Here is an 11,721-nt window from a genome sequence, read left to right on the forward strand (position 1 = left end):
AACTCTGCCTTAAATGACCTGCAAGGCCTCGTTAGCCTTCTTCTTGTGCCGTTTTTTCTTGCGGCCGCTACCGTCTTTTTTGCTCTTGGGCGGATTGGCATCCAGCACCCAGGCGCCGTCCTCTTTGAGACGCAACTCGGTGACGGTGGGCTGATTGCGCCCGCCGCGCAGGGTGCGCCCCATCAGAAAATAGATGCCGTCGATGCCGTCCGGCTCGGACACTAGCCGCAAGCGCTGCCCGGGTGTCCATAAGGTGCCGTCATCGGTGCGGTGTCCCTGCACCGTCGCGGTGATGGACAACCCCGCCAGACGGCTGTCGGCAAGCAGCTTGCGCGCACGCCGCTCCGCCTGTGCCTGACTATCCACCTCGCCGTCTACCACCACCAGCGGGCGGTGATTGCTCACCTCGCTGTCGCGCGCCACTGCCTTGATGGCACGTGCGCCCTTGTGGCTCTGCCCCAGCACCGTAATCTCGGAGTAGCGGGCGCTGATGTCGCGCTGGATGTTGAGGGTAAGGACATTGTTGTTGCGTCCGTCGCGGCGCAGCAGCAGATCGGCAACCGGCGGCGTGCTGTAATCGGGGCCGCCAATGACCAGCGTGCCGTCCGGGGTAAACCACGGCCACACGCCATTAGCCTCGGCGTAAGCGGTGAGGGCGTCCCAGGCGCGCTGTCCGGGCTCAATTTGCACCTTGCTCTTTTTGCCGGCGGATTCAGCCGCGATGCGGATGTTGCTGATACCCAGCGGCTTGACGATGCGTTCGGCAATCGCCGCCACGTCCATATCAAGGGCGTCAAAAAGCGGGCAAGAGCAGTCGAGCAGCACCGCCGCGCCGTCGCGGCCTTGTAGCGTCAGCTGCTTGCCGTCTTTGGCGGTCTCGGTGTTGACCTGGTCAATCTGGCCGGTGAGCACCACATCATCGCCGACACGTACCGTTACAGCCGCGCCCGGCACCACCACCTCCGGAATCCCCTCTGCCGGAAACGCCAGGCTGACGCGAAAATCATCGGCGGGGACAAGCAGGTCGGAGTCAATCTCGTAGTCCGTCCAGCCGTCGTGTGCCTTGCCGCCGATGGCGAGGCTGACCCGCTCATCGCGCATAGGCATACAGCACCTCCCCGCGTAGCACAAAGCAGGGCAAACGCAGCTGCGGATTGAGGCGCAGCAACTCGCCGGCGCGGCGGTAATCGCCGTACCAGCGGTGTGCCAGCAGGTGCAGATTGCCGTCGGCCTCGACGCGGCGGCGGATCAGCGGCGGACGCAGGACAATCACCGCCAATGCCTGCCGCTGCACCTGTTGCGCCATCGTGCGCAGGGCATCGGCGAGTGCGGCGGTGGCGGCGAGATAATCTGCCTGCGGGCGCCAGCGGTCGTCATACACCTCAATGCTGTCATTGCCGGCGAGGATGGCCGCGAGACGCCGCTGCATCTCCATTTGCTGCCCCTCCGGCAAGACGGCGGTGAGTGCCTGCCCGCGTGCCACGGTGAGACTGCGTTGCAGGCGCTCGCGGGTGGCGGCGGCAATCTGCGCCACCTCGGCGGGAGTCATCTGTGGCGACTGCGCTTCAACGGCGAGGCGGTCGGCTGCCTCGGCGGCCAGCTCGCAATGCGCAATCAGCGCCACGGCGGCGGTAACAGCCACTGTCGCAGCCGCATCCAGCCGTGCCTCATCGGTGGCGAGCAGGGACGGCACGGTCTGCACGGCGCTGTCGGTGCTGCGTAACACCGCCTGCCAACCGCTGATGCCATTGTCCTTGTCGTGGCGGGCAAAGAGTAGGCCGACCACGGCGCGTGTCTCGTCGAAAAAATGACGCGGACTGCGAGCGAGGTCAACCGCACCCTGCCACAACGCACCTGCCTGCTGCGCTAGCGTGACCAGCACATGATTGACGGCGCGGGTGAGCGCCTGCACCCGGCCTCGCACCGTATCCAGTCGTGCCAGCGCCTCGGTAAACGCCTGCAAACCCGCAAACTGCGCCAGCTCTGCCAGCGCGTCGAGCCCGTCGGCCAGAGCCTCCGGCAGCTCGCGGTCAAAAAACGGCGCGGCAGCGGTCGCCGGGCGGAAGGTCATCGTCACCTCGCAGCCGTCGGGACGGTCGGGGTCATGGCTTACGCTGTAACTCTCTACCACGCAATCCGGCACACTGCCGTACACCGGATGCACCAGCTCGCCCGCGCCGCGTTCGCGCAGCACATTGAGCAACGTTTGCAGGCGGCGCTCATAATCGTCGCCCCATAGCAATGCGGTGAGGCGGATGGAGAGACCGACTGCGCCCATGTCCTCAATATCACTGCCTGCCACATAAGGATAGGCGTGCTCGTTGAGGGCGTGGCCGCCGTCGAGATTGTCACCCGTCACGTCAAAACGCACCCCCTTGTAGGAGGCATCCAGCAAAGTGTCGCGCCAGCTCATGCTTGCTCCTTAATTTCTTCGTGCGTCGCGGGCGGCAGCCTCTTGCTGCGCCGCGACAATATTGCCGTTTTGCACGGACACCTCGACGCGCTGCGCCTGGCTGGCGGCGCGCTCCATCGTTGCCGCTGCCGCCTGCATCCGCTGTGCCGCCGCATCCATATCACGCGCCTGAGTCGCCTGCGTGGTGGCGTGCTTGTCCACCGCGACGCGCATCACCCGCGCCGCCTCCGCCTCCTCGGCGGCAATCATCGCCGCGCGCGTCTCGTTAATCTCGAGATAGCCCTTGGCGTTGTCATTGCCCATCGCCGCCATTGCCCGACCGACACCCTCACCGATGATCTCTTTCATCCCCGACCAAAAGCCCTGGGTGCGGTTTTTCCCCTCCGCCTCCCGCCGCGCGATGGCGTCCTGGGCAAAATCCGAACCGAGTGTTGCCATCACCCGTGTGCCGACCTCGCCGATGGCGTCGGCGTACTCGCGTCCGGAGGCGGACTCGTCCAGATTGTTATAGACCTGTGTACCGTAGGACCATCCCGCCAATCCGGCGGCAAAGACGCCCAGCGCACCGCTGGCCTTGCCAACCGCCGTGGCAAGACCGCGTATGGCAGTACCAAGACCGCCGAGACCGCCGCCAAAGGCAATCGTCGCCAGTCCGGCCGCACCGGCCGCCGCTGCCAGCGCTTTCAGCGCGGTCACGGCGCTGGAGAGCGCCGACGCCCACTCCGGATTGCCGGCGGCGGCATCGGCGGCTTTGCCTGCCGCCGCGCCGACTTTTTCAGCGGCGGGACTCATGGCACGGTATTCCGCGTCTGCGGCCAGTGCTTTGGCGCGTTCCGCTTGCGCCCAGCCGCGCTGGAGGATAAAGGCATTGTCCTGGGCAATCGTTCCCTTCGCGTTTTTTTGTCCCTCCATCAAGTCCCGCATCATCTGCGGGTTTTTCATGATCGGGATAAGGGCGGCGAAGGCTTGCCGGTCGGAAACCAGTTGCGACACCGCCGCGCCCTCAAACAGCTGCTTGCGCGATTCAAGGATGGCAATCGCCTCTTCGGTGTTGCCCGCTTTCGCCAGCTCTTTCATGAGCTTTTGGCTCTTTTTGTCCTTCGCGGCCACTTCGCGGGTGATGTCGACAAAAGCCTCCATCGAGCTCATGCCCTTCGCCATGCGGCGGTCAAGGCTTTTGTAGTAATCAAAGCCCTCGCGGCCGTTGATGGTGATGTTTTTCGCCTTGTTTTTGGTGTCCTCACTGATGACTTTGGTGAGGAGATTGGCGAGGTTGTTGCCCGCCTCGTCGGCACTACCGGCGGCGGTAAAGGCAATCTGTGCCCCCGACAGGATTTGCGAGAATTTGTCCTTGTCACCCGCCATACCGACTGCCTGCCCTTGCGCAAGCAGTTGCGGCAACCAACGTGCCATGTCGCGAAACTCAAAGCCGCCGTCCTTGCCGGATTTGACGGCGCGGTCGAGCAACTCCGGGATGTCGTCCAGCTTGAAGCCGTTTTGCAGCGCCTTGACCGTGACCGTTGCCACCTCTTCGGCGGTTGCGCCAGAAGCGGTCGAGGCGGCCATCAGCGACGGCAGCACCGTTTGTGCGTCTTGGGCGTTGACCGCGCCGGAAGACACCATCGCGGCAAGCGCCGCCACTGCGTCCTCACGCGAGCCGCCAGAGGAGGCCACCGCCTTGCGGATGGTCTCATTAATCGTGGCGATACCCGCTGTCTTTTCGGCGACGCTGCTACCCTCGTACATGGTGTTGGCGAGGTAGGTAAGCTGCTTGTCAAACGCCCAGGTGCGGTCAATCGGGCTTTTTAGGGTTGCCACGCCGGCGGTAATGCCGGCGCCAATGGCGGCCATGCCGCGCATCGCGGCTGCGGCCTTGCTGGTGCCGCGCATCTCCGCGTTGAGCTCGCGCACCCGCGCGCGGTGCCGCTCCGTGGCGCGCGCCAGCTCGTTTTGCGTGGCAATACCGCTGCGGCGCAGATTGAGCAGCGCCCGCTCACTGGCGCGGATTTCCGCCTGGATTTGCCGCTCGCCTCTAATACCAAGCTGCGCCATCGCCCGCGACGCCTGGCCGCGCCGTTGCAGGTCGCGGTTAAAGTTGTTGTTGGCGCGCGAGGTCTGGCCGGTCAGACGGGCGAGTGCTGCCGAGGCCTGGTCGCGCAACTGGATCGCGAGCTGGATGATGTTACTCCCCGCCATGCTGACTCCGTCTCTTGGCAATGATGGTGCGTCCGCCGCTGCTGTCGCTGCTCTCTTGTGGGGTGAGTGCGGCCAGCCACGCCAGCGCCTCGTCTCTGCTCATCGCGATGACCCTGTCATAAGGCAGGCCGGCGGCAAGCAGACGCATAATCAGGCGGCGCCAGAGGTTGCCGCGTCGGACAAACTCAGCCGCTTTTTTTTCAACGCGGCACTCGCTGCGTAGAGCGCATCAAAATCCGGGGCAGCGATGCTCGCGCGCAGCACCTCGTAATCCGGCACCTCTGTCAGCGAGCCGAGACGGGTGATGCTGGCAAGCGTCAGATAGATGGATTGTGCCAGTGGTGCCAGTCCGCGTTCTTCCGCCGCCATCTGGTCGGCCAGCGTCGGCAGACGCAAGGCAAAGTCATAATGCAGCGTGCCGTCCACATCCGCGCCGAAAAGCAGGCGACCACTGGCGCTGCGTCCGTCATCGGCAACTTCCACCGCAAAGCGCTTGATGTCTGCCTGCAAGTCTTTTTCGTCGTACATAAAAACCCCGTTAAATCTGCTTTAAAAAAGCCCCCTCACGGGGGCAAGCCTCTCTCTCTCTCTCTCAACAATCATTCGATAACGCGGCGGATGGCGAAGCCGGTGATATCAATCACGGCCTCGTTGTCCACTGTGTAGCTCGCGCCGACCTCGGTCGTGCAAAAGCCGAGATAGCTCTCGCTTTTTGCGCCGGCCACATCCGGCACGAGGGTGATCTTCGCATCCGAGATGCCGCCCCAGTCGATGGCGGTACCGTCGGTCGGGATGACCGCCGACACGGTCACGCTGTACTCGCCGACGCCACGGGTAAAGCCCTTGACGCGGTAGGTACGGTTCATGGTCTTGACCTGTTTGCGGCCGGTCGAGTCCTTGACGTCAATCTTGGTGCATTCGATCTCGCGTCCGTCCACATACAGGGTGACGCTGCCCACGTATTCCACGCTCATGTTTCCTCCTTACAGATACAAATCCACAACCGCCGCGAAGACGTGCAGGCCGTTGACCACGTCTGCCGGGATGCGGGCGTCGAGCATCCCCGGATTTTGACTGTCGCGCTCGACCAGCAGCTTGTCGAGGTTGGCCTCGACGTGTTCGAGGATTTCGAGCTCCTCGCAGCGCATCAGCACGTCAATCAATTCGCTCCTGACCCGCTGCGCTGTCTTGTCGTTGAGTTTTTCCCTCGGGAAGCGCAGGGCGATACGCTGGGTGATGGCGCGGCTGACGTAAATCAGGGTACGCACCGTGGTGACATCCAGCAGGCTCTCGTCGGCGGTGCCGTTACTTGATACGACGTAGGTCGTGATGGCGCGCACAATGCGCGCGGTGGTGCCGTCCGCGCCCGTCTCCACCGGCGCGACGCCGTTGTACAGCGCCGACTCCTGCTCACTGCGCAGGGTCTTGTCTTTGGAGGCGCAGACGGCGATGCCGGGTAGCGCCAGTGTGTTCAGCGGGCGTGCGGGGTCTTCTTCGCTCGCCATCACTACCCCATAAGCGGCGGCGAGTGCCGATGGCAGCGACGGTGTACCGCGATACCAGGCACACAACATAAAACCGTTATTGAGCTTTTTCGCCAGCGTCGTTGCCTGGGCGAGGCTGCCACTGTGCCCGTAAATGCCAATCGCCCAGCGTTTTTCATAGGGATTGGCGACGGTTTCGAGGTGGCGGCGCAGCTTGAGCAAGTTCTCCTCGCCGTTAAAGCCGCAGACGATGATGTCATGCCCCTCGGCGGCCACCGCCGAGAGCGCCGGCGCAATGTCGGGGTCGCCGTCGCCACCGCTGAGAGTAGTTGCCTGCACGCCAATCCCGGCGGCGCTGACCGTGGCGGCGAGCGTGATGCTGTTGCCCTCGGTCCCCTTGTTTTTGGCACTGATGTTGATGGTGGCGTCATTGGCGGCTGCCGTCACCGGCAGGCTGGTGTTATCGTTGATGGCCTTGGCGGCAGCCTCGGCGACGGTCTTGGCGGTGTCGTCGCGATTAACGGCGACCAGCAACGTATCGGCGGCGCCAAGGATGATGCGTAGGATGCCATCACTGGTTGCCGTGCCACTGATGACCAGGCTGCCTTTGGCGGCAACCCCGGCACTATGGTCGGCGATAGTAATCAGCGACAGCGCCGCATTGGCGTAGGCGGTGAGCGCGGCGCGCACCATCAAATGCGCCTGGCTGCCCGCGCCGTAGCGGTTGGCGATGGCATCCTCGCTGACCACTTCGGTCAGTTCGGTCAGCGCGCCGAGGCTGGCGGTGTGCGCGGCCAGCAGCAGCACCTTTTGCCGGTTGGTCGGCAGGTTGCGCAGTGCCAGTTTGGTGTTCCATTCGAGGTACTGGCCGGGCTTGCGGGTGGACGACAGGATTTGCTCAAAGCTGATATTAGGACTTGCCATTGTCGGCCTCCTTCGCAGTGGCGGTGCGTGGCGCCTCGGCACGGATGATGTCGCCGTCGGCCAGCGCACGACGGTAATAGGTGCTGTCCTCGACTTCGACCGCGCGCTTGTCGTCAATCAGACGCTGCGGTGCGTACTCCTGCGGCAGGGATAGCCCCGGCGCCGCTTTAATCCAGATGGTGTTGTTCATGGTTTCCTCAGGTTGATATGGGTTGGCATACGTTTCTCGCTGTCGGCAGCGGGGCGGTGCAGGTGGGTACCAACGGCCTCCAGCCATGTTGCGCCTTGGGTTTGCCCGCGATAGCGCAGCAGGATGTTATCGGCAGCGTCCACCGCCTGGCCGTTGTCCACCTCCGGCCAGGCACCATGCGGCAAGGCGGTCTCGATCCAATGCGTGGTAAATTCGCAGGCGAGTACCGACAGGGCCCGCCCCACCTCGCGTTGCGGGGTAAAGAGTGGTCGCACCGCCTTGGGCGTGAGAGGATCGATGGCGAGGCCAAAGTCCTGCCGTGACAGCAGACGACGCACGCCATAGACGAGGTCATAACTGCCAATCTCCCAATGGCTGGTGCCACCATGACGGCTTGCCGCCTCGCTGCGCGCAGCGGTTGCGGCGACGATGACGGCAAAATCGGCAAAGACTTTGTCCTTGTTGCGCGCCGTCGAAAAGGTCTCGCTTTTGCAGCCGCCAAAGGCGACCCAGGCAGCGGGCAGTTGCACCGCCACCTGAAATATCCCCTCGTCGTCCATCTCGCCGCCGTAGCTGTGGACGCCTGCGACCAGCTCGCCGAGGCCGAGGCTCAGGCGGCGGGTGATGGCGGCCTCAACAAGGTTTATCACGACCAAACACCTTGTCTGGCGGCGTCTGCATCACCACCGCGCCGACCGTGTCCACCTCTCCCGCCAGCGGCAGCCCCGAGATGCCCGCCTGTCCGCGTGCCACCAGTTTCAGATAGCCAATGGCGGCGTCATAGCGGGCTTGGATGTCATCGGTCAGCTGACGCAATCCGGTAGCAAGACGGTAGCGGGCGATGTCGCAGCAATAGACGGTGAGGATGCGTGGGACAGTCGCAAAGGGACGGCGGTAGCGGTTGAGATAGCCGTCAATCTCGGCAGTGGCGTCATCCAGTGCCAGTTGCACCGTCGCCTCCACCATCTCGCCGCGCCGGGTCAGGTCCGAGAGGCCGACCATCGTCGCCTCGCCGTAGCGGGCGAGCATGTCGGCGGGGGTGGCGTAACTCATGCCGCCTCTCCTGCCACTACCGCGCGCACCTCCAGATGCACATCGGCGGCAAGCCGTGCCCAGGCGCCGTCATCCGGCAGCTGGGCACGTGCCACGATGACAAAGGCCGAGCCAAACAGCAGGCCGCAGCGACGGTAAGGCGCGCCATGACGGCTCTTCACCGCGAGAAGCGTCTCCTGCATCACGTCTTCTGGTGCGTAGTCCAGGATGACGGGGGTACCGTCTGCCGGATGTTCCGCCGTGTCTGCGGCAGACATATCCTCGTTTTCAGTGGGCGCAGCCGAGCTCTCCGCACCTGCGGATAGCGTTTCCGTCGGGTTTTCCGTGGGTGTGTCCGTGTTTTCTGCCGGCGTCTCCGCGCTTGCCGTGATTTCGGTTGTGAGGTCATCATCGGCGTCCTGCGTGTCGTTGCGTTTTGCCATATGCCCTCCTTACGCCAACAGCGGCTCGACGTGCAGGCTGAGACGCCCCGCCCAGATATTGGTCGTGCCGTTCTGGATGGTTTGCTCCAGCAGCTCGCGCGCGGTTTCTTCGAGGGCGGGCGGCACCACCAGCAGCGAGGGACGGATGGCGAGCGTCTTGCCGCCGTCGGTCTTAATGGTTTTCATGGTTGCGACCACTTTGGCCAGCGCCTCTTTGTTCAACTTGGTCTTCTCGGCCATATGCGCCAGCTGCCACAAGCCAAAGCCGGCATTGCCACGAGCGCGCACGCCGTAGAGGTACAAATCCTCCAAAAAGACCTTGTCCGATTTGCTCGGGTCAAACTTTTCTTCAAATTCTGGGCGGGTGCGCTCCTGATAAATCAGCGGCATCACCACATTGGTAGCGTCGATGACGTACCAGTTCGGCGCGTCATTGTCGGTGCCGGTGGTGAGGTTGCTCATCGTCGTCGGCGTGCCGGTGCCGTCTTCGTTTGCATACCAGACGTGGTCGGTATCGAAAAAGTTTTGCCCGTCGTAGCAAAGGGTGGTCTTGCCCTTGCCGAGTAGCGTCCAGACGAGGTTGTCCGGCAGCTCGGCGGCGGCCACCCCCGCCTGTTTCATGATGGGGCGGTAGATGCCGACCTGGTCATCTTCAATGTCCGCACGCGGAATGCTGACGGTGGACTCAAACAGCTTGTTTTCAATCGCCATCACCTGCGTTGCCATCTTTTTGATGCTGCGTTCTCCCACCCACTCGCGCATTTGCGGGAAGGCACCAAGCCAGCCGTAAGTGTTGGTGCGGGTGGTGGACGGAATCAGCATCGCCACCTTGTTCCAACTGGGGTCGCGGTGCTTCAGTCCGTCGGCAAATTCCTTGCGGAAAGCGGCGGTGAGCGCTTTCAGAATTTCGGTTTTATTCATTCGGTTTATCCCCCTTTACATCGCCTTTAACAGTTTTTTGGTACTCGTCGACGGTCATACCCAGCATCTTCGCTGCCGCGATTTCCTCTGCCGAGAGCGCCGCGACTTTGCCCGCTTCCGGCGGCGCTTTGCCATCGGTCTGCGTCTTGGTCAGTGCTGCCAGTGGCTTGACGGTGGCGAGATAGTCGGTGAGCGCTTGTGGGTTGCTTTTTGCCAGGCTCTCCGCCCAGTCCTTTTGCGCGGGTAGCAGTCGCCCATCGGCAAGCGCGGCGGTGACTAGCGCGGCGTTGTCGGCCTGAGTGCGCGCCGTTAATTGCGCCTGCAATTCGGCGACCTGCTTTTGCAGCCCGCTCATCACGTCAACGGACACATATTTGCCGGCGTCCGGCGGCGCGGAGAGCGCAGCTTTTAGCGTTGTCTGCCCGCCAAGCTGTTCGGTCAGCGCGGCGAGAGCGGCGGTCAGTGACGCCTTGTCCTTGTCAAAAGTGAGACCAAGCAGGGCATAGAGTTTCTCCAGTTCGTTCATGTCATCTTTCTCTTCGGGTTTTGGGGATTCATCGGGGGTGGCAAACAGCGACAGGGCAGCGGCCAGGGTGACCGCATCCATGCCGTCAAGTGCCGGGGTGTTGGTGAGCGCGGCGGGCAACAGGCTGAGGATGGCGCCGGAGGCGTCGTACTCAAACATCGGGCTGATGTAGCGGTACTCACCGGCGGCAATCGCCGCTTTGGCGGCAGCCGTCCACTGCACGCGGGCATAGAGCCCTTTGCCCTCCTGCCATTCGAGCGCCTCAATCCAGCCGGCGGCGGGGTTGGGGCGGCCATTCGTGCGGGCGTAGAGGGTTTGATGCTCGTAATCCACCAGCAGGCGCGTCTTGCGCGCGGCCAGCACGGCATTGAGGCGGGCGGCGGTCGCCGCGTCCATCTGCCAGTGCGGCGCGTCCGTAGGGCGACCGTCCCCCGCACGGAAATTACCGGCGGGGAAAAGCTGGATGGTGTCGGGCGTATCGGAGTTGGCGGCAAGCGCCGCCGTGTAGAGGGCAATCTTGTTCATGGGCCAAGCATAAGCCCCGCACGGAGGCGGGGCTGGCTGGCGGGTGTCAGTTAGGAGATTGCACGGGATAGCGTTTAAAACCCGTTTAAATCCATTTAATTTTGTTTAAAAGAAGCGGGGCGGTAGTCCTGCCGCGCTTTGCCCTTTGCGGGCGTGAGAGGGGCTTATAGGGGCTTGATGACATCAGGGGCATAGTCGGCCTCTTTGGGCTCGTTTTCGATTTCCGCCTTGCACAGCGCTTTGTACCGGCGGAAATTGTCCCAAGCGGTTTGCGCTTCTTTGACGTAGCGACTGTCCTTGTCTACCTCGTCATTTTCAACCCCGTATTTGAACGCACGGGTAATATTCAGGATGATGCTCGCGGGCTGTAACGCCAGTTCGCGGCAGGCGCGATAAGGGCGGGAGTCCAGCGGGTCAATAAAATCGGGGGAGTAGGCAAAATTCAGCGCCTCGTACATACCCATTTCCAGCAACTGCGATAGCTCGTTTGGTTCTCCTTTGTTCGCCAGATATACAGCCTGCGTGACCGCTTCCGCATTGTCATAAACGTCGCTCATGGCCAAGACCAGTTGCGCGGCGGGTTTATTTTGCGTCCAGCGTCGTTTCGCCTCTTCGTAGCGGGGGTTAGCGGCTTTCTTGTCCGCTTTTTCCGCCGCCTGTGTCGCTTTCTCCGTTGTTGGTTTGGCTTGTAGCGGCGCGGCGAGGATTGCCATCATTGCTGCGAGCAGGCACAGTTTGCGTGTTGTCATGTTTTTTCCTTTGCTTTAATCAGGAACGAAGGGCCCCGCAGGGCCCCTCGTTTGTATTTAACGGCGGGGATAGCGGCGACAATGCTCGCGCACATATTCCAACCGACCGCGACGAAAACGCAGGTAACGCGATACGTGCACGGCTTTCGGGTAGTGGCAAAGGATCATAATCCCTCCCATGTTCCAGAGGAGCTGGCTTGCCTGTGCACCCGAATATGTGTCAAGATGGCGCGGTACCGTTCCAAAGTACTTATCCATCGCAATACCTATTGCGGGGTTTCATGTAAAAGCTCCCACTTTACATGCAGGACCCAAGGA

The 11,721-nt window shown here is 62.7% G+C and carries 14 protein-coding genes; all 14 read right to left on the reverse strand.

Features of this window, described 5'->3' with window-relative positions:
- Positions 1 to 9: 9 nt before the first annotated feature.
- Positions 10 to 1,107: a phage baseplate assembly protein gene (locus tag DY250_RS13100; protein ID WP_115612653.1), complete on the reverse strand. Its 1,098-nt coding sequence runs from the start codon at positions 1,105 to 1,107 to the stop codon at positions 10 to 12.
- On the reverse strand, positions 1,091 to 2,413 hold the full coding sequence (locus DY250_RS13105) for a DNA circularization protein (RefSeq protein ID WP_115612654.1): 1,323 nt from the start codon (positions 2,411 to 2,413) through the stop codon (positions 1,091 to 1,093). The genes DY250_RS13100 and DY250_RS13105 overlap by 17 nt, the downstream gene beginning before the upstream one ends.
- Positions 2,414 to 2,422: 9 nt before the next feature.
- The gene (locus tag DY250_RS13110; RefSeq protein WP_115612655.1) at positions 2,423 to 4,609 is read right to left on the reverse strand and encodes a phage tail tape measure protein; all 2,187 of its coding nucleotides are present in this window, start codon (positions 4,607 to 4,609) and stop codon (positions 2,423 to 2,425) included.
- Complete coding sequence (locus DY250_RS14115) at positions 4,596 to 4,757, reverse strand: hypothetical protein (RefSeq protein WP_006984826.1); 162 nt, start codon at positions 4,755 to 4,757, stop codon at positions 4,596 to 4,598. Before DY250_RS14115 ends, DY250_RS13110 begins: the two co-directional genes overlap by 14 nt.
- Before the next feature lie 2 nt (positions 4,758 to 4,759).
- A complete protein-coding gene (locus tag DY250_RS13115; protein WP_115612656.1) occupies positions 4,760 to 5,137 on the reverse strand; it encodes a hypothetical protein in 378 nt (125 codons plus the stop codon).
- Positions 5,138 to 5,208: 71 nt separating this feature from the next.
- Positions 5,209 to 5,583: a phage tail protein gene (locus DY250_RS13120; RefSeq protein ID WP_115612657.1), complete on the reverse strand. Its 375-nt coding sequence runs from the start codon at positions 5,581 to 5,583 to the stop codon at positions 5,209 to 5,211.
- Positions 5,584 to 5,592: 9 nt separating this feature from the next.
- The gene (locus tag DY250_RS13125; RefSeq protein WP_115612658.1) at positions 5,593 to 7,017 is read right to left on the reverse strand and encodes a phage tail sheath C-terminal domain-containing protein; all 1,425 of its coding nucleotides are present in this window, start codon (positions 7,015 to 7,017) and stop codon (positions 5,593 to 5,595) included.
- The gene (locus DY250_RS13130; protein ID WP_218565606.1) at positions 7,004 to 7,207 is read right to left on the reverse strand and encodes a DUF2635 domain-containing protein; all 204 of its coding nucleotides are present in this window, start codon (positions 7,205 to 7,207) and stop codon (positions 7,004 to 7,006) included. Before DY250_RS13130 ends, DY250_RS13125 begins: the two co-directional genes overlap by 14 nt.
- Complete coding sequence (locus tag DY250_RS13135; protein ID WP_172542381.1) at positions 7,204 to 7,857, reverse strand: phage protein Gp37; 654 nt, start codon at positions 7,855 to 7,857, stop codon at positions 7,204 to 7,206. Before DY250_RS13135 ends, DY250_RS13130 begins: the two co-directional genes overlap by 4 nt.
- Positions 7,841 to 8,260: a gp436 family protein gene (locus DY250_RS13140; protein WP_115612660.1), complete on the reverse strand. Its 420-nt coding sequence runs from the start codon at positions 8,258 to 8,260 to the stop codon at positions 7,841 to 7,843. Before DY250_RS13140 ends, DY250_RS13135 begins: the two co-directional genes overlap by 17 nt.
- Complete coding sequence (locus DY250_RS13145; protein ID WP_115612661.1) at positions 8,257 to 8,682, reverse strand: hypothetical protein; 426 nt, start codon at positions 8,680 to 8,682, stop codon at positions 8,257 to 8,259. Before DY250_RS13145 ends, DY250_RS13140 begins: the two co-directional genes overlap by 4 nt.
- A gap of 9 nt (positions 8,683 to 8,691) precedes the next feature.
- Positions 8,692 to 9,603 (reverse strand): Mu-like prophage major head subunit gpT family protein, encoded by a 912-nt coding sequence (locus DY250_RS13150; protein WP_115612662.1) that lies wholly within the window; start codon positions 9,601 to 9,603, stop codon positions 8,692 to 8,694.
- Positions 9,596 to 10,654 (reverse strand): phage protease, encoded by a 1,059-nt coding sequence (locus tag DY250_RS13155; RefSeq protein WP_115612663.1) that lies wholly within the window; start codon positions 10,652 to 10,654, stop codon positions 9,596 to 9,598. The genes DY250_RS13150 and DY250_RS13155 overlap by 8 nt, the downstream gene beginning before the upstream one ends.
- Before the next feature lie 164 nt (positions 10,655 to 10,818).
- Positions 10,819 to 11,403 (reverse strand): hypothetical protein, encoded by a 585-nt coding sequence (locus tag DY250_RS14120; RefSeq protein ID WP_172542383.1) that lies wholly within the window; start codon positions 11,401 to 11,403, stop codon positions 10,819 to 10,821.
- Between the last annotated feature and the right edge of the window lie 318 nt (positions 11,404 to 11,721).

The organism is Cardiobacterium valvarum (assembly GCF_900460955.1).
In the GTDB taxonomy this organism is placed as follows: Bacteria; Pseudomonadota; Gammaproteobacteria; order Cardiobacteriales; family Cardiobacteriaceae; genus Cardiobacterium; species Cardiobacterium valvarum.

Bases quoted from the DNA above. Each gene is read 5' to 3' on its own strand.
- DY250_RS13115 (WP_115612656.1), bottom strand. From the start codon at position 5,137: ATGTACGACGAAAAAGACTTGCAGGCAGACATCAAGCGCTTTGCGGTG.
- DY250_RS13125 (WP_115612658.1), bottom strand. From the start codon at position 7,017: ATGGCAAGTCCTAATATCAGCTTTGAGCAAATCCTGTCGTCCACCCGC.
- DY250_RS13110 (WP_115612655.1), bottom strand. From the start codon at position 4,609: ATGGCGGGGAGTAACATCATCCAGCTCGCGATCCAGTTGCGCGACCAG.
- DY250_RS13100 (WP_115612653.1), bottom strand. From the start codon at position 1,107: ATGCCTATGCGCGATGAGCGGGTCAGCCTCGCCATCGGCGGCAAGGCA.
- DY250_RS13120 (WP_115612657.1), bottom strand. From the start codon at position 5,583: ATGAGCGTGGAATACGTGGGCAGCGTCACCCTGTATGTGGACGGACGC.
- DY250_RS13155 (WP_115612663.1), bottom strand. From the start codon at position 10,654: ATGAACAAGATTGCCCTCTACACGGCGGCGCTTGCCGCCAACTCCGAT.
- DY250_RS13145 (WP_115612661.1), bottom strand. From the start codon at position 8,682: ATGGCAAAACGCAACGACACGCAGGACGCCGATGATGACCTCACAACC.
- DY250_RS13150 (WP_115612662.1), bottom strand. From the start codon at position 9,603: ATGAATAAAACCGAAATTCTGAAAGCGCTCACCGCCGCTTTCCGCAAG.
- DY250_RS13130 (WP_218565606.1), bottom strand. From the start codon at position 7,207: ATGAACAACACCATCTGGATTAAAGCGGCGCCGGGGCTATCCCTGCCG.
- DY250_RS14120 (WP_172542383.1), bottom strand. From the start codon at position 11,403: ATGACAACACGCAAACTGTGCCTGCTCGCAGCAATGATGGCAATCCTC.
- DY250_RS13105 (WP_115612654.1), bottom strand. From the start codon at position 2,413: ATGAGCTGGCGCGACACTTTGCTGGATGCCTCCTACAAGGGGGTGCGT.
- DY250_RS13140 (WP_115612660.1), bottom strand. From the start codon at position 8,260: ATGAGTTACGCCACCCCCGCCGACATGCTCGCCCGCTACGGCGAGGCG.
- DY250_RS14115 (WP_006984826.1), bottom strand. From the start codon at position 4,757: ATGCGTCTGCTTGCCGCCGGCCTGCCTTATGACAGGGTCATCGCGATG.